The 19,604-nt window shown below is 47.4% G+C and carries 24 protein-coding genes, 2 tRNA genes and 1 pseudogene; 8 read left to right on the top strand and 19 right to left on the bottom strand.

Annotated features, from left to right (window positions below):
- Positions 1-134 precede the first annotated feature (134 nt).
- The 3 genes from pfkB to ACFQ3W_RS10870 all read right to left on the bottom strand — a co-directional run bounded on the left by pfkB (position 135) and on the right by ACFQ3W_RS10870 (position 2,598).
- Entirely contained in the window at positions 135-1,049 is a 915-nt protein-coding gene (gene pfkB / locus ACFQ3W_RS10860; protein ID WP_379319242.1) for a 1-phosphofructokinase, read from the bottom strand.
- Positions 1,046-1,801: a DeoR/GlpR family DNA-binding transcription regulator gene (locus ACFQ3W_RS10865; RefSeq protein WP_379319243.1), complete on the bottom strand. Its 756-nt coding sequence runs from the start codon at positions 1,799-1,801 to the stop codon at positions 1,046-1,048. The genes pfkB and ACFQ3W_RS10865 overlap by 4 nt, the downstream gene beginning before the upstream one ends.
- 152 nt (positions 1,802-1,953) lie before the next feature.
- On the bottom strand, positions 1,954-2,598 hold the full coding sequence (locus ACFQ3W_RS10870) for an O-methyltransferase (protein WP_379319244.1): 645 nt from the start codon (positions 2,596-2,598) through the stop codon (positions 1,954-1,956).
- A gap of 180 nt (positions 2,599-2,778) precedes the next feature.
- Here ACFQ3W_RS10870 and ACFQ3W_RS10875 point away from each other — a divergent pair, with 180 nt between their 5' ends.
- Positions 2,779-3,924: a THUMP domain-containing class I SAM-dependent RNA methyltransferase gene (locus tag ACFQ3W_RS10875; protein ID WP_379319245.1), complete on the top strand. Its 1,146-nt coding sequence runs from the start codon at positions 2,779-2,781 to the stop codon at positions 3,922-3,924.
- 46 nt (positions 3,925-3,970) lie between these two features.
- Positions 3,971-5,977: an LTA synthase family protein gene (locus tag ACFQ3W_RS10880; RefSeq protein ID WP_379319246.1), complete on the top strand. Its 2,007-nt coding sequence runs from the start codon at positions 3,971-3,973 to the stop codon at positions 5,975-5,977.
- A 126-nt stretch (positions 5,978-6,103) separates the two neighbouring features.
- Here ACFQ3W_RS10880 and ACFQ3W_RS10885 read toward each other — a convergent pair whose 3' ends face one another.
- The 5 genes from ACFQ3W_RS10885 to ACFQ3W_RS10905 all read right to left on the bottom strand — a co-directional run bounded on the left by ACFQ3W_RS10885 (position 6,104) and on the right by ACFQ3W_RS10905 (position 8,747).
- Positions 6,104-6,349: a DUF1450 domain-containing protein gene (locus tag ACFQ3W_RS10885; protein ID WP_379319247.1), complete on the bottom strand. Its 246-nt coding sequence runs from the start codon at positions 6,347-6,349 to the stop codon at positions 6,104-6,106.
- 33 nt (positions 6,350-6,382) lie between these two features.
- The gene (locus ACFQ3W_RS10890) at positions 6,383-6,685 is read right to left on the bottom strand and encodes an iron-sulfur cluster assembly accessory protein (protein WP_379319248.1); all 303 of its coding nucleotides are present in this window, start codon (positions 6,683-6,685) and stop codon (positions 6,383-6,385) included.
- 100 nt (positions 6,686-6,785) lie between these two features.
- Complete coding sequence (locus ACFQ3W_RS10895; protein WP_379319249.1) at positions 6,786-7,025, bottom strand: hypothetical protein; 240 nt, start codon at positions 7,023-7,025, stop codon at positions 6,786-6,788.
- A gap of 130 nt (positions 7,026-7,155) precedes the next feature.
- Positions 7,156-8,082, bottom strand: coding sequence for a M14 family metallopeptidase (locus ACFQ3W_RS10900; RefSeq protein WP_379319250.1), 927 nt, complete (start codon positions 8,080-8,082; stop codon positions 7,156-7,158).
- 35 nt (positions 8,083-8,117) lie between these two features.
- Positions 8,118-8,747: a TraX family protein gene (locus tag ACFQ3W_RS10905; RefSeq protein WP_379319251.1), complete on the bottom strand. Its 630-nt coding sequence runs from the start codon at positions 8,745-8,747 to the stop codon at positions 8,118-8,120.
- Between the two features lie 97 nt (positions 8,748-8,844).
- Between ACFQ3W_RS10905 and ACFQ3W_RS10910 the strand changes: the two genes are divergently transcribed.
- Positions 8,845-9,753, top strand: coding sequence for a diacylglycerol/lipid kinase family protein (locus ACFQ3W_RS10910; RefSeq protein ID WP_379319252.1), 909 nt, complete (start codon positions 8,845-8,847; stop codon positions 9,751-9,753).
- A 78-nt stretch (positions 9,754-9,831) separates the two neighbouring features.
- Here the strand turns inward: ACFQ3W_RS10910 and racE are convergent, their stop codons facing one another.
- The 4 genes from racE to ACFQ3W_RS10930 all read right to left on the bottom strand — a co-directional run bounded on the left by racE (position 9,832) and on the right by ACFQ3W_RS10930 (position 12,193).
- The gene (gene racE, locus ACFQ3W_RS10915; protein ID WP_379319253.1) at positions 9,832-10,647 is read right to left on the bottom strand and encodes a glutamate racemase; all 816 of its coding nucleotides are present in this window, start codon (positions 10,645-10,647) and stop codon (positions 9,832-9,834) included.
- Between the two features lie 191 nt (positions 10,648-10,838).
- A complete protein-coding gene (locus ACFQ3W_RS10920) occupies positions 10,839-11,264 on the bottom strand; it encodes a YtxH domain-containing protein (RefSeq protein WP_379319254.1) in 426 nt (141 codons plus the stop codon).
- 159 nt (positions 11,265-11,423) lie between these two features.
- Entirely contained in the window at positions 11,424-11,861 is a 438-nt protein-coding gene (locus tag ACFQ3W_RS10925; protein ID WP_379319255.1) for a DUF86 domain-containing protein, read from the bottom strand.
- A gap of 44 nt (positions 11,862-11,905) precedes the next feature.
- Positions 11,906-12,193, bottom strand: coding sequence for a Dabb family protein (locus ACFQ3W_RS10930; RefSeq protein WP_379319256.1), 288 nt, complete (start codon positions 12,191-12,193; stop codon positions 11,906-11,908).
- Positions 12,194-12,386: 193 nt separating this feature from the next.
- On the opposite strand from ACFQ3W_RS10930, the gene ACFQ3W_RS10935 reads away from it, so the two are divergent.
- Positions 12,387-12,462 (top strand) — tRNA-Ala (locus ACFQ3W_RS10935).
- 311 nt (positions 12,463-12,773) lie between these two features.
- Positions 12,774-12,958, top strand: a pseudogene (locus ACFQ3W_RS26055) (IS256 family transposase); the annotation flags it as partial.
- A 24-nt stretch (positions 12,959-12,982) separates the two neighbouring features.
- Here ACFQ3W_RS26055 and ACFQ3W_RS10940 read toward each other — a convergent pair.
- Both ACFQ3W_RS10940 and ACFQ3W_RS10945 read right to left on the bottom strand, forming a co-directional pair.
- Positions 12,983-13,963 carry a BtrH N-terminal domain-containing protein gene (locus ACFQ3W_RS10940; protein WP_379319257.1) on the bottom strand — a complete coding sequence of 327 codons (981 nt, stop codon included), beginning with the start codon at positions 13,961-13,963 and terminating at the stop codon, positions 12,983-12,985.
- On the bottom strand, positions 13,947-14,519 hold the full coding sequence (locus tag ACFQ3W_RS10945; RefSeq protein WP_379319258.1) for a PadR family transcriptional regulator: 573 nt from the start codon (positions 14,517-14,519) through the stop codon (positions 13,947-13,949). Before ACFQ3W_RS10945 ends, ACFQ3W_RS10940 begins: the two co-directional genes overlap by 17 nt.
- Positions 14,520-14,677: 158 nt before the next feature.
- On the opposite strand from ACFQ3W_RS10945, the gene ACFQ3W_RS10950 reads away from it, so the two are divergent.
- Positions 14,678-14,738: transfer RNA gene (locus ACFQ3W_RS10950), tRNA-Ala, on the top strand.
- Positions 14,739-14,975: 237 nt separating this feature from the next.
- Positions 14,976-15,797, top strand: coding sequence for a helix-turn-helix domain-containing protein (locus ACFQ3W_RS10955; RefSeq protein WP_379319259.1), 822 nt, complete (start codon positions 14,976-14,978; stop codon positions 15,795-15,797).
- On the opposite strand, the gene ACFQ3W_RS10960 is transcribed toward ACFQ3W_RS10955, so the two are convergent.
- Both ACFQ3W_RS10960 and ACFQ3W_RS10965 read right to left on the bottom strand, forming a co-directional pair.
- Positions 15,792-16,571 (bottom strand): ABC transporter permease, encoded by a 780-nt coding sequence (locus ACFQ3W_RS10960; protein WP_379319260.1) that lies wholly within the window; start codon positions 16,569-16,571, stop codon positions 15,792-15,794. The two genes, ACFQ3W_RS10955 and ACFQ3W_RS10960, sit on opposite strands and share 6 nt — an antisense overlap.
- Positions 16,559-17,200: an ABC transporter ATP-binding protein gene (locus ACFQ3W_RS10965; protein ID WP_379319261.1), complete on the bottom strand. Its 642-nt coding sequence runs from the start codon at positions 17,198-17,200 to the stop codon at positions 16,559-16,561. Before ACFQ3W_RS10965 ends, ACFQ3W_RS10960 begins: the two co-directional genes overlap by 13 nt.
- Before the next feature lie 106 nt (positions 17,201-17,306).
- Between ACFQ3W_RS10965 and ACFQ3W_RS10970 the strand changes: the two genes are divergently transcribed.
- Complete coding sequence (locus ACFQ3W_RS10970; RefSeq protein WP_379319262.1) at positions 17,307-17,609, top strand: PadR family transcriptional regulator; 303 nt, start codon at positions 17,307-17,309, stop codon at positions 17,607-17,609.
- A gap of 50 nt (positions 17,610-17,659) precedes the next feature.
- On the opposite strand, the gene ACFQ3W_RS10975 is transcribed toward ACFQ3W_RS10970, so the two are convergent.
- The 3 genes from ACFQ3W_RS10975 to pstB all read right to left on the bottom strand — a co-directional run bounded on the left by ACFQ3W_RS10975 (position 17,660) and on the right by pstB (position 19,598).
- Positions 17,660-17,776 (bottom strand): YjcZ family sporulation protein, encoded by a 117-nt coding sequence (locus ACFQ3W_RS10975; RefSeq protein ID WP_379319263.1) that lies wholly within the window; start codon positions 17,774-17,776, stop codon positions 17,660-17,662.
- Positions 17,777-18,019: 243 nt separating this feature from the next.
- Positions 18,020-18,637: a DedA family protein gene (locus ACFQ3W_RS10980; protein ID WP_379319264.1), complete on the bottom strand. Its 618-nt coding sequence runs from the start codon at positions 18,635-18,637 to the stop codon at positions 18,020-18,022.
- A 202-nt stretch (positions 18,638-18,839) separates the two neighbouring features.
- Complete coding sequence (pstB, locus tag ACFQ3W_RS10985) at positions 18,840-19,598, bottom strand: phosphate ABC transporter ATP-binding protein PstB (RefSeq protein ID WP_379319265.1); 759 nt, start codon at positions 19,596-19,598, stop codon at positions 18,840-18,842.
- Positions 19,599-19,604 lie beyond the last annotated feature (6 nt).

Raw genomic sequence — 19,604 nt, forward strand, 5'->3', positions numbered from 1 at the left:
ACCCTCTCTCTTTTATCTTTTTATTTTGAAGACTTTCCTTATTTCGACAATATGCTTCAAAATCCTTCCTGATATTTCCTGCGGTACAATACAAAAAAAACACTGCCAGACTGGATGTCTGACAGTGCTCCATATTAACTCCACTTCGTAATAGTTACCTGAGAACGCAAATTGTCGATCAATTCCCTTTCAGCCAGATCGTCGGAAAAAGCTGTGGCGCTTCCCGCTGCAACACCTGTACGGAACGCTTCCAACGGATCTCCCTCCTGCACGAACGTACCGATAAATCCCGCAATCATCGAATCTCCGGCACCAACAGAATTCCGCACCTTGCCGGACGGTACATTCGCATGGTACACCTCATCAGCGGTAATGAAGAGCGCACCTTCGCCGGCCATGGAAATAAGCACATGTTGAGCACCCTCCTCAAGGAGCCGCCGGCCATAAGTAATTAGCTGATCTCTCGTCTCGATGACAACGCCGAATAGCTCGGCGAGCTCATGATGATTTGGCTTCACGAGCAGCGGACGATGCGTTAGCGCATTGCGGAGCGCTTCCCCGGTCGTATCGATGGCGAATTCGGCACCTGCCTGCTCGCATGCCCCGATTAACTTTTCATAATAATCGGCTCCGAGTGATGGAGGTACGCTTCCCGCCAAAACAACGATGTCGCCCTTGTGAAGCAAGGCCAGCTTTTGCAGAAGAGCCGCAGCTTCCGCATCAGATATTTTCGGACCAAGCCCGTTAATTTCTGTCTCTTCTTCAGATTTAAGTTTTATGTTTATTCTTGTATCTTCCGAAATCGGCACAAAGTCCGTCACAATAGCTTCCTGCTGTAAAGATTGCTCAATGTACCGCCCGGTAAAACCGCCCAGGAACCCGATTGCCGTATTCTCCGCTCCAAGTCGGCTCAAGATACGTGATACGTTAATTCCTTTCCCGCCGGGGAGCTTAAGATCCCGATTCATCCGGTTCAAGCCTCCAAGCTTTAGATCTGTGACTTCTACAATAAAATCAATGGAAGGATTTAGTGTTACGGTATAGATCATCTCTTATGCTCCTCGATCATGTTAGTTTTTCGGGATATGGCTTCGCGAAAGCGATCCGGCACCGATTCCGTGATAAGCTGCGCTTCCTGAAGATCAAACAATTTTGTGAATGTAATTTCCCCGATTTTGCTGGAATCGGCAAGCACGAACGTTTGACCGGACAGCTCATGGGCACGGCGTTTGATCAGCGCTTCCTCCGGATCAGGCGTAGTATACCCCATATCGGGATGAATTCCGTTCGCGCCTAGGAAACATTTGTCGAACCTGTAGTTTTCAATATTTCGAAGTGCCATACTGCCTACAACGGCACGGGTGCGCATTTTCATCTTTCCGCCCAATAGATAGCTTTCGATTTGGCTCTTGACCAGAGCCTCGATGTGGGACAAACCGTTCGTCACCACCGTTATATTATCCGCCTCAATAAAAGGAATCATCGCCAGTGTCGTCGTCCCGGCATCCAGATAGATAGAGTCCCCATCACGGAGCTGCCTCGCCGCTAGCTTGGCAACCTGCTCTTTCTGCTCGAGGTTCTTGTTCGATTTCTCTTCAATGCCAGGCTCCAAGCCTTTGGGATTCAACGAAACGGCTCCGCCGTGAATCCTTTTAAGCTTATTTTGCGCCTCCAAATCAATCAAATCCCGCCGCACGGTAGATTCGGATGCTCCCAGCCAATCGGCCAGCTCCGTGACTTTGGCAATGCCCTTTTCCTCCAAGCAGCGGATAATTTGGCGGTATCTCGCTTCAGTGAGCATAATTCCCCTCCTAACTTATCATATCGTAACATAAAAACGACGAAAAACAATCATTATCAATCATATTCATTCATTTTAATTCAAATTTATGCAAAAAAAAAGATCAACCGGCCCTCCGGTTGACCCAAGCATGATCAATTCTGCAGAATAATTCAAATTTTACCTGATGATTTCACCATAGCCAAGGCCAACCCGTCATAGGCCGGCAGCAGCGTGCTGATCAGCCGCTCGTCCTGGGCGATCATCTCGTTGAACCGCCGCATCGCCATGACCGACGGTCCGTTCTTGTCCGGGTTAAGCGTACGGCCCCGCAGTAAAAGGTTGTCTCCGGCGATGAGGGCTCCGGGATTCGCCAGCTTGATCGCATATTCGAGATAAGCCGGGTAATTTTCTTTATCCGCATCGATAAAAAAGAAATCAAACCGCTCCCCGCGAGCAGCGAGTTTCTCCAGGCTGTCTAGCGCAGGGCCAATCATATATTCCGCCAGTTCGCCAAATCCTGCTTGATTTAAGTTTTCCCGGGCCAGATCGGCGTTCTCCTTCTTAAGTTCCAAGGATACAAGCCGCCCCGCATCCGCTAATCCCCGGGCCAGACAAATACCGCTATAACCGCCAAGCGCTCCAATTTCCAGTACACTTGTTGCGCCGGACAGTTTAACCAGCATAGTTAGCAGCCGTCCGTATCCCGGAGCGATGGACACGTCTTTAAGTCCACTGTCGAGGATCGACTGTGTCACTCGTTCGAGAACTTCATCCTTAGCGTAAAGCATATCTCCATATTGTTCAGGCGTTAGCATTTCGCACTTCGCACCTTTCATTTATTAATGAAATGATCGTTTGTAACTTACGGCACATTGGCCTATACTGAATTGTATGGTTTTTCCGCCTTTCTCACAAGGGATCTTCGAATATGTAAGCCTTTTGAAGTGATCTTTCCCGAAGTATACATAAGATGAAAATGGAGTGATACACGAAATATGGCAGGACCCTTACACCTTATCGCAACCGCACCCATGGGCCTTGAAGCCGTCGTAGCGCGCGAACTGAAAGATCTTGGCTACAACGATACGGTTGTAGAGAACGGACGAGTTACCTTTACCGGAGATTTGATCGATATTTGCCGGTGCAATTTATGGCTCCGCACCTCCGACCGTATTCTCATCAAAATGGGTGAGTTTACCGCCGTCACCTTTGACGAACTGTTCGAGGGGACCAAAGCGCTGCCTTGGCAGAACTGGATCCCTGCACATGGCGAGTTCCCTGTCGAGGGCCGGTCGCATAAATCTCAACTAAGCAGCGTTCCCGCCTGTCAAGGGATCGTCAAAAAGGCGATCGTTGAAAAGTTGAAACAATCGTACAACACGGAATGGTTCGAGGAGACCGGCCCACGTTACGTCATTGAAATCAATCTGCTGGACGATAAGGCGTTGCTGACGCTGGATACGACCGGACCTGCGCTGCATAAGCGGGGTTATCGTAAGCATGCGACCGAAGCTCCGCTAAAGGAAACGATGGCCGCCGCGATGATCCTGCTCAGCCGCTGGAACCAAAATCCGGCCAGACCCTTCTACGACCCGTGCTGCGGCTCGGGCACGCTGCCGATCGAGGCGGCGATGATCGGCTGGAATATCGCGCCGGGACTGCGCCGTTCGTTCAACGCCGAGAGCTGGCCTGCCGTACCGGAGCATCTCTGGCAGCAGGCGCGTGAGGAAGCCTTCGATGCGGTGCGTGACGACATCCCGCTAAACATCGCTGGCAGCGATATTGACCCTACTGCTATTGAAATCGCCCAAGCCGCCGCCAAAAGCGCCGGGTTAGCCAAAGAAATTACGTTTCAATGTCTTCCCGCCATCAAAATCAGACCCCAGGGTGATTATGGATGTATGATTACGAATCCGCCATATGGGGAACGAATCGGGGAAGAAAGAGATGTCCGGAAACTTATTTCAGAGCTGGGCCGGGTAGCTGCCGGACTTCCGACATGGTCCTTCTTCGCCCTCACGCCAACCAAACAGTTCGAGAATGATTTTCACCGAAAAGCCGATAAACGCCGCAAGCTGTTTAACGGGCGAATCGAATGTCAATATCTTCAATTTTTGGGACCCCTTCCGCCGCGGCATTAGCCATGGCTGAGGGGGTTTCTCCCGTTCAGTAAAGGAGTTAACTTTTATGCTGCAAATGACATCAAGACGCGGCAGCCTCTCAGAACGCGTTAAGAAGCTGTCGCAAAATCACAACTTGATTTACATTCTGTTTATTTTAGCCATCTTCTATAAACTTGTACTGCTACACAGCCATCTGCATGCTCTACATATCGATATGAACCTGCTCGACGATATCATCGCCATCGGTTCCATCATTCTTGTTTCCTTCTGGACGCTGTGGCTTCAGCGCCGCGGACGGGCTATAGCACTCGGGGTACTGAACGTACTGCTTACCGCGCTTATTTTCTCCGACTTAGTATATTATCGCTATTTTGGAGATTTCATTACCGTTCCGGTACTGTTGCAGGCGGGTCAAGTCGGGGAGCTCGGAGACAGCATACAGTCGCTGATTCACGGCTACGATCTGTGGCTCATCGCCGATTGGGGAGCTTGGCTGATTCTAAAGATCGGAGTGTTCATTTGTGGACGCCGTCAATCCAGAACAGCATACTACAGTGGACCCGCCTTTTCGTTTCAAAATAAAGGCAGGGGCTCTCGCCGCAGCTGGCTTAAACGTTTCTCAACCGGCGCTGCTGCTTTTGTTATTGGCTTCGTTCTGACAATGGGACCAATTACTTACTACACCAAGACCTGGGCGGTCGGGTTGTTTGAAAACAACTGGTGGAATGTTTCCCTGTACAACATAACCGGGCTGTTAGGTTTCCATTATTATGATGCTTCCCGTTACATTAAGCAGCATTTAAGCGGCCAAAGTGGGGTAACCGCTAAAGAAAAAGCAGAGATTCAGCAGTGGTTCGATCAATCCAAAGGAAACCGCGAGGTTCATAACGAAACCTATGGCGCCTATGCCGGGAGCAACGTTATTGTGGTACAGGCTGAGGCGTTTATGAACTTCATGATTGGAAAACTGATCGAAGGCCAGGAAATTACACCGAACATCAATAAGCTAATGCAGGACTGCCTGTACTTTCCAAACTATTATCACCAAACCGGTCAAGGTCGTACATCGGATGCTGATTTCTCCTCAAACAGCTCGCTGCATCCGCTGCAGGTCGGTTCGGTATTCGTTCGATACGCCGATCATACTTTCGATATGCTGCCGAATATTTTGAAGGAACAAGCAGGATACAGGACCGGTGCATTTCATGCCTATGAGGGGAGTTTCTGGAACCGGAACAACATGTACAAAGCGATGGGCTATGAACGGTTTTACAGCAAAAAAGACTTTCACATGGACGAACCTCTCGGCTGGTCGCTCGGGGACAAGTCATTTTTCCGACAATCTTTGGATTACATGAAGCAGGAGAAGCAGCCATTTTATTCATTTCTGATTACATTATCCAGCCATCATCCATATTCGCTTCCAAAAAATGTACAAGAGCTTAACGTTGGGAAATTTGAAGGTACGATGTTCGGGGATTACTTGCAATCCATTCATTATGCAGACGCCGCATTGGGTGAACTGGTTGAAGGGTTGAAGCAGGACGGGTTGTGGGATAACACCATCTTTTGTTTTTACGGGGATCACGACAACTCGATTAAGGGAAAAACAGACTATGAAAAATTCCTTGGCAAAACGTTATCTGATCTCGACATGCATCAAATCATGAATCAGGTGGCGCTGCTTGTTCACGTTCCGGATGGAAAGCTTAAGGGGGTCAACGACGAGCCTGCAGGGCAGCTCGATTTGGCACCGTCTATCCTGCATTTGCTTGGAATTCCTTCGTCGCCATATTACATGATGGGTAACAATCTGTTCGCTGGCTCCGCTACGGACCGGTTGGTCGTCCTTCGGTCAGGAGCGTTTACGAATGGGAAGCTGTACTATATTCCTTCTTCCGACTATCGATATGAGAACGGGAGCTGCTATGATTTGAAGACGCGGTCTTTGACAAGCGTTGAGCAGGCTAGCCCCCTTCATGAAGAGGCCTCAAAGCGGCTGCGGATTTCCGACAAGGTCGTTAACTACGATGTCATTACGGATCTGCGAAAGGCAAATCAAAATAAATGATGATGATAATATGAACTCCATGATACGAGTCAAGTTTCAGGATAACCAGAGGAAACAGAATAGACACAAAAAGGCGCGAGTCGTGTGAGCACCTGCTCCTACGACTCGCGCTTTATAATTATAAGATTATTCCTGTTTTTCCTCTTTCGGCTTCTTAACAAAAGGTGCAGCCTTGGCCAGCACTTCATCTTCCGTTGGGGCGCTGACGTAGCGGCCGTTAATATATACGAACGCTCTTTTGCCGCAAGGGCCGCAATAGGATTTGCAGCCGATCTTGATTTCGGCATCCGGAGCAAGCTTTTGCAATTTCGGTAAAAATGTCTTCATTCGGATATGATTGCATTTATCGCAAATACGAATGTCGTTAGCCATGCCTATATCCCTTCTTTTTTCATAAACTAAAGCTTAGTGGTCTCCGTGATTGCCTTTGGACGGATTCGTGATCACAAAGCCTTCCTCAGGAAAATACAAATAGTCGATCTTCACGCCATCCAGAAGCGGATCATTGCCGTCTATGATTACGTCGATTTCTTTATCCGTCGATACGATTTGATCCTTCTTGCTCGCCTTTACCAAATCCATGCCATAATGGGCATGGTCGCCATGAGAGTGGGTGATGAATACTTTCAAGGTAAGCCCTTGATTCTCTTCTTTACTCAATTCTTTGTTTATAACCTTAGCCGCATTGCGGGTAATTTTGACGTTCATTCGATCTCTCCTGTTCTAAAGTAGGTTCCTAACATTCCTATTGTAAAGAAACCCCGGAAAACAAGCAAGTCCACCTTACCCAAAACCATTTTTACAGCGGCTAAGTTTTAGGTTCATTTCTCTCCGCGCGAGTTATGAACCAATCCATGAGCAGCAGTGTCACCGCCATATCATCCAGTGCAATAAAAGGAAGTACATCCGGCAAAATCCAATAGAGGAGCGCAGGAACGACGAGCAGCAGCTTGTCCGAAAGCGGAACCTCTCGGGAAGCGAGCAATGGCGGGACCCGCCGCAAAATATGAGCCCATCGCCGAAGCGACCACCAGGACCTCCATTTCATATGCATACATCCCCCAATCACTCTGCTGTTCTTCCCGAATAAGATACCCCATTTTCGCTTTTTCCACTACGATCAACGAAGGTCCGCTCACTCCAGAAGTGTCCAAAAATTAACAAGTGGTATCCTCGACTTACTCTCTCATAAATTCCGCCAAAATTGGTGCGAGCTCCTCAAATATAAGGGCAAATTGCTCCGGAGGAAGCGGATTAACGCCCTCGCCTACCTCAACCGTAAAGCCGGGTCGGCGAAATTCATAGATAAACCAATCCTTATAGCCAGCATCGCTGCCGCTTAGCTTGACCGCCCGATATCCTCCTGCATCTGCCATACGCACCGCAATACCCTCCGCATTAGCAGGCTCCATATTCCGGTAATTCCAGTATATCTCCTTCCCTTGACTGTGCAAAGACAGCACCCTGGCAAATTGATGGTCCCGGGTTAAGTTAGCAAGCGCTGCTGCTTCCGGCTCGCTTAATGGCTTTAGTCCTCCATAATCTTGAGGGGCCGGTTCTTGGATCGCTCTGCGACTCCGTTCTTCCTCCCAAAATGCCGGAAACTGATCGTTCAGGTCTATCCCGCGGATGTTGGCCTTCCAGCGAGTAAAGTCGTCAAGGCCGTTGTTCCATTCCAGCAGCTGCTTACCGTATGGACAAGGCTGCGGGACCCCGTTTTGAACCAAGTCAACCCCGTCGGGATTCACCATAGGTACAGCCCATAGCGTTACTTTTTGAAGCCATTCCCGCGCTTCCTTCGAGCTCCCCTCATCGGCCATTTTGGCCACCTGCTCTATGAAACGCAGCAGTAGAGGCGCCGTGATCCACTCATTGGCGTGCACTGCGGCATTTATATGCACATGCTCCCGCCCATGGCCAAGCACAAGTGCAAAAATCGGTTTTCCCAACACACTCTCACCAATTTTTCTCATCGAGATAAAGCTGTATTTTCGAAGCAAAGCTTCACAATGCCTACAGCAGTCTGAATAGCGATAATTTCCTTCCAACCGAACGATTTGGGGCAAGCCATTTCCACCGGTGCCTACTCCGCTCCCAGTATCCATATTTAAAACTCCACTCCCCTTCTATGCTGTCACGTTTATGGACTAAAAAAATAGACAATCCCAGCCAGTACCGCCAAGTGTGCCGGGTAAAATACTCGCCAAATCCACCGGGGCATGCGCCAGGACTCCAGCCTTCTCCACAATTTAGGCCCATAAGCAATAACTAACGTTGGTACCAAACTAACTAATTGGAGCACCCATCCGTAAGCGAGCAAGTAAGCAAGATTAAGCAGCAAATGCATGCCAGGCATCATTTTCGGTCCCGCATATTTGAATATAAGCACGAGAAGCAGTCCATATGCCCCATAATCGAACGGAAGCACTTCCATAACTACACATACGACGGCAATGATTAGAGCGGTGAATATCCCCGGATGTATAGAATCCAGCAGCCGGATGACCAGAAAAGACACGAACAATGTCATAACAACATTAAGACCGTTCGTATCAAAAGCAAGCTGATAAGGAATTTGAGACAACACTGCGATCAGAAAAAGCCGAAAGCAATATTTTCCGTAACTGGACGTATGTTTATAGCCCTGCACCAACGCATAGGCGTAAATAGGAAAAGCGAGCCGCCCGATTATCCGCCACAATACTTCACCCGGGAAAAATATCAACCCGATATGGTCGATAGCCATCGTGAGCATCGCGATCAGCTGCATCGTCTCACACTCCTTAAATTTTTGATTTCCATTTATTTAATTTTTGTTTAGACTGGATCTATAGATACCGTGCTGCTTAACAGATGGGGGAATTATCATGTACTTATTTATTGTCAATAAAAACTCAGGTAACGGGGGCGGCGAAAAGGTTTGGAATAAAATACGAAAAAAGCTGATCAAAAAAGGTATTTCCTACGAGCATGCCTACACTCATAGCGCCGAGCAAGCGCATTCATTTCTCACGCAGCGGTTGTCGGAATCGGCCGCATGGCAGGCGGTTGGCGTTGTTGGTGGCGATGGGACTATTCATAGTTTACTGCCAGCCCTGCGTAATTCCGGCGTACCACTTGCTGTGTTTCCTGCAGGCTCCGGCAACGACACCGCCCGCGGCTTCCGGATTCCGCGCAAGGTTGGAGCCGCTCTAGATATTATGCTTAAAGGCTTGCCCCAAGTAGCTGACCTCATTTCGATATCCGATCGCAGCACTCTGACTGCACTGGCCGTTGGATTTGACGCTGAAGTTGCCCATAACGTCAACAATAGTCGATATAAAAAAATATGCAATGCCTTAGGCTTAGGAAGACTCGCATACATTATCGGCGTATTCCACACCTTACTTACGTTTCGTCCCGGCCCTTTAGAAGTGGAATGCGATGGGGTCACGCATCGCTTTTCATCCGCCTGGCTGACTGCGGTTAACAACTCTATCAGCTATGGTGGAGGGCTCGCTATTTGCCCGGAAGCCAAGCCCGACGACGGACTCCTTGATATCTGTATCGTTCATGATTGCTCGAAGCTAAAGCTGCTCTTGCTTTTCCCGACTATACTTTATGGAGGCCATACCCGGCTCTCCTTTGTAACGATGCTTCGTGGCCGGAACATATCGGTACACAGCAATCTTTCACGACTCGCTCTAGGTGACGGCGAATACATCGCCTCCACACCACTTAAGGCTTCGGTGGATCCAGGCGTTTTGAAGGTGATGGTCCCGGTAGGTAACTCGTAAATCCGCCGCCTATGAATAGGCCATAAAAATGTTTCAAAAAAACCTTTGGTTGGGGAACCCCCTCCAAAGGTTTTTGGTTTAGACCGGGCTAGACACCTGCCAAACGATCGGCGTCAGCTCAATTTGTTCTCCCAGCCATTGCCGGGCTATTTTTCTAAACATATCCGGGTCGCCGCTGCAAAAAAATTGATGGACAGGTACCCCGTTGCCACGGGCTAGACTGCCTTTTTGATGCAGCACTGTGCTGATCTCCCGGGCCGTTTCATCCGCTGAGCTAATCAGTTTCACTTTCGGACCCATTACTTGCTGGATTGGCTTCTTCAAAAAAGGATAATGAGTGCAGCCTAGAATCAAGCAATCCATCGGGTGCTCTTTAAACTCCCTTAAAGAGTCCTGAGCAACACTCAGAGCTTCTGGAGTATTATACAAGCCCTTCTCCACAAACGGAACAAAATCAGGGCAAGCTGCGCTTACGATTTCAATTTGTGGATTCAGTTCTCTCAAAGCTGCCGAGTAGGCGCCGCTTCGGACCGTCCCGATCGTCCCGATCACTCCGATTTTACCTGTCTTGGTGGCACTGATGGCCGCCCTGGCTCCGGGATGAATGACGCCAATAACTGGAATTTTTACTTTTGCCTTGATATAATCCAACGCAGCCGCCGTTGCGGTATTACAGGCAATTACAATCATTTTAGGATTGAACTGAATTAAGAAATCTACGATCTGCTCGGTAAACAAGCGGACTTCTTCAGAAGAACGAGGTCCATAAGGAGTTCTGGCCGTATCTCCGAAGTAAATAATTTTCTCTCTTGGAAGCTGTCTCATCACTTCTTTGCAGACAGTGAGGCCTCCCACTCCCGAGTCTAATATCGCGATGGCTTGCTGCACGAACATACCGCTTCCTTTGTGTATAGTTTAATTACTCTCTCCGTTACTTTATGAATGAAGGCCATAAAGCGTACCTAAATCTTAACCCAATTTGGGGGGAGGAACAAGAAACTTTAAGGGCACGACAAAAAGGAAAAAGACCCTTTTTTCGGGTCTTTTTCGGATGGGCTATACCACCTTAGAGCCGTCTTTGCCGTTTACTTGTTGTCTTCGCCGTTCTCAGCCGAGGCTGCAGCTTCTGTAGCAGATGCTAATGCTTCCGTACTAGCTGAAGTTTCTTCAATAAATCCGGACACATGCGCTTCCTGAGCCTCGTCTTCAGCCGCAACCTTCCCAGCACGACGCGATTGGAAGTCGCAGATTACACCTTCAGCAGTTTCCTTAACTTTGTTAACAAGCTGAACTCCTTGCTCTCCTACTTTTTCAACAACCTGCTGCGTTTTTTCACCGACTTTGCCAGCTACTTCCTGCGTCTTTTCTCCTACTTGCCGCGCTCCACTAGCAATATCCTTGCGAAGCTCGCGTCCCGCTTTTGGAGCAAAAAGCAAAGCAGTCACCGATCCTGCGATCGCTCCGATCGCCGCACCCCACAACCAACCTTTGTTTCCTTTTTCATTGCTCACGTTCCATCTCTCCTCGTCTTGGGCATTCCCCCTGCCATTTGAGACAGGATGATAGAGACCTAACGGATTGCCGAACCCGAATCAGGGCGAATGCCTATATAGTTAGTGTATTATAAGCAAATACTGTTTGTCTGGTCACTCTTGGAGATGAATAATTTTTTACCGTCTGCCTTCAGTGATTCCTTCACGGTCTAAATATAAAAGTACACTCCCCGCAAAAGTATTTAAGGCATCCGGAAGGCGTTTTGTAAGCTGATGCAGCTCATGGCGATCCCACGCAAAGTAGTCTTGTACGAGCGGTTTACGCAAACGTACTAGTTCTGTGAAAGTGAGGTGCAGCTCAGAAGTAATCACCTTCTCGTCAAAGATGATATCGATAATATCTTCATAGCTGCTGGCATCGCGCATAATAAAGCCGTCGATTAAATAGCTGCCCACGTCGGTCACAATTTCAACGGCCAAATGCAGTGCCCGCTCCTCGGCGTACCGCTCAAGCAAGGACTGTTCCACCGTAGAGCCCGAGGCTTTAAGAACCTCCGTAACTTCCGGCAGCAAGGCTAGTCTCCGTTCAATTTGTTCCCGGTTCACATAATACACGGGATATCCCCCTTCTGCTTCAGATGGCTTGTCCAGGCTTGAACCTAAAATTCGAAATCTACCGCTACCTGGCTTTCACGCACCTGGGTCATGTGCTCAATCACCTTTTTATGCTCCGGGTGAACCTGATAACCTTCCAAATCCTCCAGGGATTCAAAGGTTGCCACTAAGGCGATATCATAGGAGCGCTGGGACCGGATGACATCTACGCCAACCTCAAGCCCGCGCAGCTGCTCAACCTTTCCCTCTAATCCCCGCAGTACCGCCGCCGTACGCTCGACACTTTCCGGAGAAGCATCCTTTAGTTTGAACAATACGATGTGCTTAATCATTTCAGCCTATCTCTCCTTGTGTTCCGATTCGGTATCTGTACAAAATATAACATAACAAGTACCTATAGGAAAGTGATAATGCCCAATAGCTGTACATGATAAACGTTACCGTCAACAATTCGCAATGCTTAATTTTTATGAATAAGCAGTTGACAGCTAAGTAACATTTTTATAAAATAAAATAGTCGCTCACGGGGCCATAGCTCAGCTGGGAGAGCGCATCGCTGGCAGCGATGAGGTCAGGGGTTCGATCCCCCTTGGCTCCACCAACACCTAACTTAAACGGCAGAAATGCCGTTTTTTTATTGTATTTTTTGGCTTTATTCCAAGTTAACATGCAATAAACTTGTTCCTTGGGATGTTTTTACATGCCCGTTTTTACTCATATATGTAATGATACATATGGATCTTACCGCAGTTTACTGGGCACCTTTTGCGGGGTGCTCGTTTTCATTTGTGAACCAAGGGTTCGGAGAGAGGATAAAGTCTGTAAAATAAAGGTGTAAACTCTGGACGAAAGAGTAACTCCGAGCCTTCATCAAGGAGAACAAGCTGGACGTACAAAACAATCAGGCGATGCAACAGCAAGAGCAAGAAGTCGATCACCAGCGAATACGGCGAGCAGGAGATTGCCGTTCCGAGAGACCGGTTAAGCAAATTCGATCCGATCGTGGTGAAGAATTCAGTCCAGCATGACCGGCATCGAGGATGCAAGGCGTGTACGCGGTTGTATTCCTCGACGCCATTCACTTCAAAGTGAAACAGTATTCACTCTCCAAATTTAATGTTTCACAACAATAATTCCATGGCTGTGCGTTCTTTATCCGCTATCTCAAGTAAAAGTTTCGACGCTCGCGATAGCTCTTGGTAGTCACCTGTTCTGCCCGCACGGTCGATCGACGCAGAAACACTGACCCACATCGGAGCTATTTCCGAAAACAAACAGTGGGCTTGTTCGATTTTCCGCTCTTCCAACAGATCGGCGCATTCTCTCAAAAAATCCCGATACAAATTTCGAAACAAAGCACCGCCGGTGCCCGCCCGCTCCATCAGCAACGCGGTCAGACATAAATCATGTTCGATATTGTTGCTGCGGGAAGGCCACTTCAAGATTTCATCGCTCATTTTTACAATGCCTTTATTGCCAATATTGCGAATGGGTGGGTTCAGATAGTCATACGCATTCTTGGTCAAGGATTCGCGTATAGCAGGAACGAGCGGAGGCAATTCGTCGATTGGTTCGAGCATAAAGGAACGATTTCGGGAACTCATGGGCCCCTTTGCGTTTCTGGCCGCGACCAAACTTGTCAAGCTCGTTTTCACCTGTCCGCCCTGTTGTCTAGTGTCCGCCATGTAGGCGTGTTCATCACTGAAGCCGTATAGGACCGCATAGTGACCAGCAAAGTGCACTTTGTTCACAAAATAATCTAAGTAATAGGAGTCTAATTTCAGCCCAACCGGAATTCCGCGTTCGATGCAACTCCGTACGTTCTGCCAAGCTTTGTCGACGGATGACGTTTCTTGAATTTTGACGGTCAAATCAAGCCGGTTGGCGAGGTTGGCAATCAATGCGTCCGGTTTTATCCTTCCTCCGATAAACGGAAATTCCATTCCCTTCGAGTCCCAATATATGAATCCAAGCCCTTGCCCGAGTCCGAACAGCATCCGTTCAGATAGTTGGACCCCAGCATGTTGCAGTAAATTGCCGATGGCGGTCGTCTCGCAATGTTCGCCTTGATAAGGAACAAAACCTTCAATGATTTTTGTCATATAACCCTCTCTCCTCAAACAATTCATTTATTAGACGAACAACGAACGCCTGCTCGTTCTCGATTAAGCTTATCGGATGCAAGAACAACGCCCTTACGTTCAGCGGCATGCTGACACCGCCTTGTGATTCGTACTTTTGGTTAATTTTCATCGAAATTTGTGCAAGGAAATCCAAACGTTTCCGTAAAGCAATGATAGCCTCGTCTTTCCCGATATGAGGCAAAGCAGCCAAACCGAGATCGAATCGGTTGTCGCGTTCCCTTGTTGAAGATAGACTGTCAAGGATTTCATTTTTCAACTTGGCCATACCAGCTTCGGTGAGGGAAAACCGGGTCGGCATTGGTCCCTTGCCGGATTTCCCGTCGGATTCCTCGGGTACGATCCATCCTTTATCGTTCAATTTCTTCAGTCCTACATAGATCGAAGTCGTACCGATATTAGCCCATTCTCTATAGCCTCGCTGATCGACTAGCTTCTTGATATCGTACCCGGAAGCTTGACGACATTCTGCGAACATTTGCAGGAGCATGAATTCGACATTCGAAATTGTGTGCATGGGGGCCCCCCTTATATTTGGTATTTCATATGTGTAATATAACACTAGTGTAATAAAAGATCAATAACCGAGACTACCAGATAAATAATACAGGCTCGTATGGCGCTATAGATTCGATCTGCTTTGTATTTATGGTGACTGGTGGAGTGAAACCGACTATGGCGGGAGAGCGCATCGCTGGCAGCGATGAGGTTAGGGGTTCGATCCCCCTTGGCTCCATAACATGAAAAACCGTAGTAGCCTTTGGCTGCTGCGGTTCTTTTTTTGATGAGTTGACCCGTATGTGCCTCATACCTCGACAACTACAAAGCTGCTCCATGAAATCTGTATCCTTCGTTATTTTGGTCATAAATAAAGCCAGTATCCACTTCGCAACCTCTGGTTGACAGATTGTCAGCCTCACATGCTAGTCATCTTTGGTGCATTATAATATGATGAGCTTGAGGTGAAGACTTTATGGGATTTGCAGACAAATTGCAAAAGTATCGAAAACAAAACGGTATGTCTCAGGAAAATTTGGCAGAGGTTATTGGCGTATCCAGGCAAGCGGTGTCCAAATGGGAATATAGCCTATCTTACCCCGATTTAGATAAGCTCGTGAAGATAAGTGAACTGTTTCACGTTAGTCTTGATCAATTGGTCAAGGATACTCCTGTCTTTGATCCGCCTGCTTTTAATGAGACTCAGGACCAGAACCAGAACGAGGGCCATGGCTTGTCAGCCCCTCCGCACGATCGATTTGGTTACTATCATTATGAGTACAAAAGTAAAACGACTTGCTTTGGTGTTCCGTTAGTTCACATCCACTTTGGTAGAAGACCTTGCGTCGCTAAAGGAATCATTGCCGTCGGAAATATAGCCATCGGTGCATTATCCTGCGGCATTGTAGCCTTAGGAGGGTTGTGCATTGGCGCGATTGGAGTTGGTCTAATCAGCTTGGCTGGCCTTGCACTCGGTTTACTTCTGGCAATAGGGGGTCTTGCGGCCGGAGCGGTCGCTGTCGGTGGATTTGCTCTCGGCGTGGTTGCCATCGGCGGTTTGTCCATGGGTATGTTTGCACTTGGAGGCTCTGCAATAGCTTCCAAAATTGCAATTGGAGGTTATGCCAGTGGGCATATCGCTATCGGAGACACTGTGAAAGGAGCATATACGCTAATGGTTGATAACCACGATTTCAGTAGTATTCCAGCCGAGAAGGTAAGGCAGATCATTAACCAAGAATATCCGAACTTGTGGAAGCATCTGGTGGATCAGATTGTCGCTATATTCGGTTCATGACATGATCTCCATTTGATTTCTGTCATTATACAAAGTCCGGTAGCCCAAATACAGCGAACCAAATACAGAGAGGCATACCACCGTGCAAATCGCAATCATAATGGAAATTTGATACAAAATAGCGGTTGTCGGCAGCGTTCCCGATAAGATTTGCCCCGTCATCATACCCGGCAATGAAACGATCCCCATCCCTAGCATCGAGTTCATGGTTGGGAGTAGGGCGGTTTCCAAGGCCTGATTTACAAAAGGCAGCAGAATTCTTTTAGGAGTAACCCCGATGTTGAGCAGTGTTTCCATCCGGTATCGTTGACTTTCAAGGCTTTCTCGAAAAGTCTTAACTCCAAGAGAAACACCAGTCATCGCATTTCCCATGATCATGCCGCTTAACGGAATAACGTATTGCGGGTTGAAGATGCTCTCTCCGACGACGATCATAACGAAAAATGCGATAATTGAAAGGCCCGAAAACGTCAATGAAATGCCAATAGCCAGCTTGAATTTTTTGTTAATCGTTTTGTTCTTAGAGAGCACACGATGGATGGCAAAAGCCGTCATGACCACCAAATACAACACAATAAAAATGGGATGCGGATTTTTAAATATGTACGTTAATATAAAACCAGCTAAAGTCAGCTGAATGGTCATTCGTAAACTGGCAACGATCAGCAGCTTCGTCTGGCTTACATTACATTTTTTCATAATGCCGAGCACGATAAGGAGCAGTAAGTATACGAGGCCAAACTGCAGCAGGTTCAATTCCGCTATGCCTTGCATGGGAGCCCCCCCTTTTCCAAAACGATGATGTGATCGGCAAATTGCTTAGTCAATGCTGCGTCATGGCTTACTACGACCAGGGTAATGCCTTCCTCCTTACAAAACCGTTTAATATGATGAATCAGGTGATGTGCCGTTTTCTCATCTAACGCAGAGGTTGGTTCATCGAGCATGAGTACCTTCGGTCCTAAAGACAGGCAAATCGCTAGGTACACCCGCTGACGCTCGCCGCCGGACATCGTGTCGCAGACCGCATCCAGAGGAAAATCCAAGCTGCAAAGCGACAGGTAATGCTTCATGCGCTCCGCAGAAATCGGATCCAGCTCCCGATACTTATAGTACTCGAGAAAGTTATCCTCGATCGTACCCGGAAATAGAAAAGTAACCTGCCCAACAAGCAATACCTCTTGTCGCAGCTTTACCGTATCCAGTGTATTCAAAGGCTTGTCCCTGTAAAACAATTTGCCGTGATCAGGTGATGCAGTCCCGTTGAACAGTTTCAGCAAAGTACTTTTACCGCAGCCGCTGGCCCCCTGAATAAAAGTGGCTAAGCCTGCTTCTATTTCGATCTCGGGATATTGAATTCCCGCTTTGAACGTCACGTGACTAGCTCGTAGTATATCCATCATCCATTAACCTTTCTGCTTGCATTTGGAAATGCAGTAAGCTATGCTATCATTATCGTGAGTCAATATCGGTTTTCGATATGAAAATCGTAGCATGCGGGGTGACATTGTGCAAGAGACGATTCTTAGAAAACTATTTTTGGGCTTTATGCAGATACACATATTACACCACGCAAAAAAAGAACCGTTCTTCGGTTCTTGGATGATCCAGGAGCTGCAGCACCATGGTTATGATATGAGCGCCGGGACGTTGTATCCGATTCTTCATAATCTCAACAAAGCCGGGCTTCTTGCCGTAGAGAGTAAGATTGTTGAAGGGAAAGTTAGAAAGTACTATTCTATTACTCCGCTCGGTGAGGACGTCCTTGCCGAGGCCAAGAAAAAAATACACGAATTGACGAAGGAATTGTGAACATAAAACAGGCCCTGCATCGCAGAGCCTGACGTTTACAATTTATAGCCTTATACGAATGCTTTGGATACAATAACCAGAAGTATAAACAGGACCAAAATCACGCCTGTGGATGTAAAAAGGCCACCACCGTAGCCGCCGATATTTCCATTTTCACAACCAGACATTAATGTTTCCCCTCCTTTTTAAATATAGAACATCATATTAATCGTTGACAAACGTCGCCACGGCATATGCACAGATAACAAAAATAACCCAGAGTCCCGAGTCGTCACTTAGCACTTTATCCTCCTGTTTAGGCCGTATATGCCGAAGTAACCGTAAACAAAAAAGACGCAAGGCCTACACCCTCACGTCTTCCGTATTAGCATCAGTAGTTAAAGGAACACCCTTTTACCTTCCGGCTCCTGCTACAGTTTTGCCACTTTGAGTCGCCACTTGCGCCACTTCACATAAACAAACACCGACAATACCGCTCCCAGAGCGATGAAAAAATACTTTAAATACTTTTCGATAATATGAAATGCGTACTGCCACTGCTCCCCAAACACAAATCCGACTCCTATAAAAGCCATAACCCATAATGCTGCACCCGAATAAGCGTACAAAGCGAAGGTTCGGTAAGGTACCCGAATTATCCCCACGAAATAACCGAAAAACTGTCTGACTCCTGGCACAAAAAAGCTGATTAAAAGCATCTTGTTGCCATATTTTTTGTAGAAGCGTCTCGTTTTGTCTAAGTGCTCAGGCTTGAGGAAGATCCACTTACCAAACCTCTCTATTAGAGGTGCTCCTGCAAAATGACCGATTAAATAAGTAATCGTCACGCCTATAATGGATCCGGCGAGGCCGGCTAGCAGTGCTGGAAGAAACTCAAGCACCTCTTTAAACGCTAAATATCCAGTGTATGTCAGCGTAGTTTGTCCCGGAGGAAGTGGTAATGCAATAAAATCGACGGGGAGCCCAAGCAAAAGCACAAAATACCCGTATTGCTCAAACATCCGTTCAATCCAATTTAATACGCCCATAACCTTTCTCCTTTAAATAGTTCAACGTACCACCATAATTTGCCTTATTATCTTATGTTATCAGTATATACGTTCAATTTCCAATCAGCCATAGTCTAAGGTCAAGTTTCTTCCCGGACCCTGGTCCAGTCTCTCATAAAAGGCAGTATCAAAAAAGAGCCAGTCTGCGGCCGGCTCTTCAAAAATGACACTTGCTTTAAGATTAACCAAATCTACCTGAAATATAGTCATCTGTTCGTTTTTCAGACGGATTCGTGAACATTTTGCTCGTATCGTCAAACTCGACCAGTTCACCCATGAGAAAAAAGGCTGTCCTATCGGATACACGAGCTGCCTGCTGCATGTTGTGGGTTACAATTATGATGCAGAACTCCTGCTTTAGATCAGCGATCAGTTCTTCAACCTTAGACGTAGAAATTGGGTCAAGTGCTGAAGCTGGTTCATCCATCAGAATAATGCTTGGATTAACAGCAATCGATCTCGCAATACATAGCCGTTGCTGCTGACCTCCAGATAAGGCTAATGCCGACGTATTCAAACGATTCTTGGTCTCTTCCCAAAGAGCGGCTTTCTTTAGAGACTCCTCAACAATTTGATCAAGCTTTTTCTTATCACGAATACCATGGTAACGAGGTCCGAAAGCGATATTCTCATATATAGACTTATGAAATGGATTCGGACGCTGCCACACCATCCCGATCTTTTGCCGCAGAAGTACGACATCGGTTTTGGGGTTATTGATGTTATCTTCTCCGATCCATATTTCCCCGGTAATACGTGCCCCGCTGATCAGGTCATTCATACGGTTCAAGCTGCGCAAGAACGTTGATTTTCCGCATCCGGATGGCCCGATCAAGGCAGTCACCGAGCGCGATGCGAAGTCTAGGGATATATTTTTAACGGCTTGCTTCTCGCCGTAATATACGCTTAAATCTTTCGTGTATAATTCGATATTTTGCACTTCCAG

The sequence above is a fragment of the Paenibacillus puldeungensis genome (assembly GCF_042678945.1).
Classification (GTDB): Bacteria; Bacillota; Bacilli; order Paenibacillales; family Paenibacillaceae; genus Fontibacillus; species Fontibacillus puldeungensis.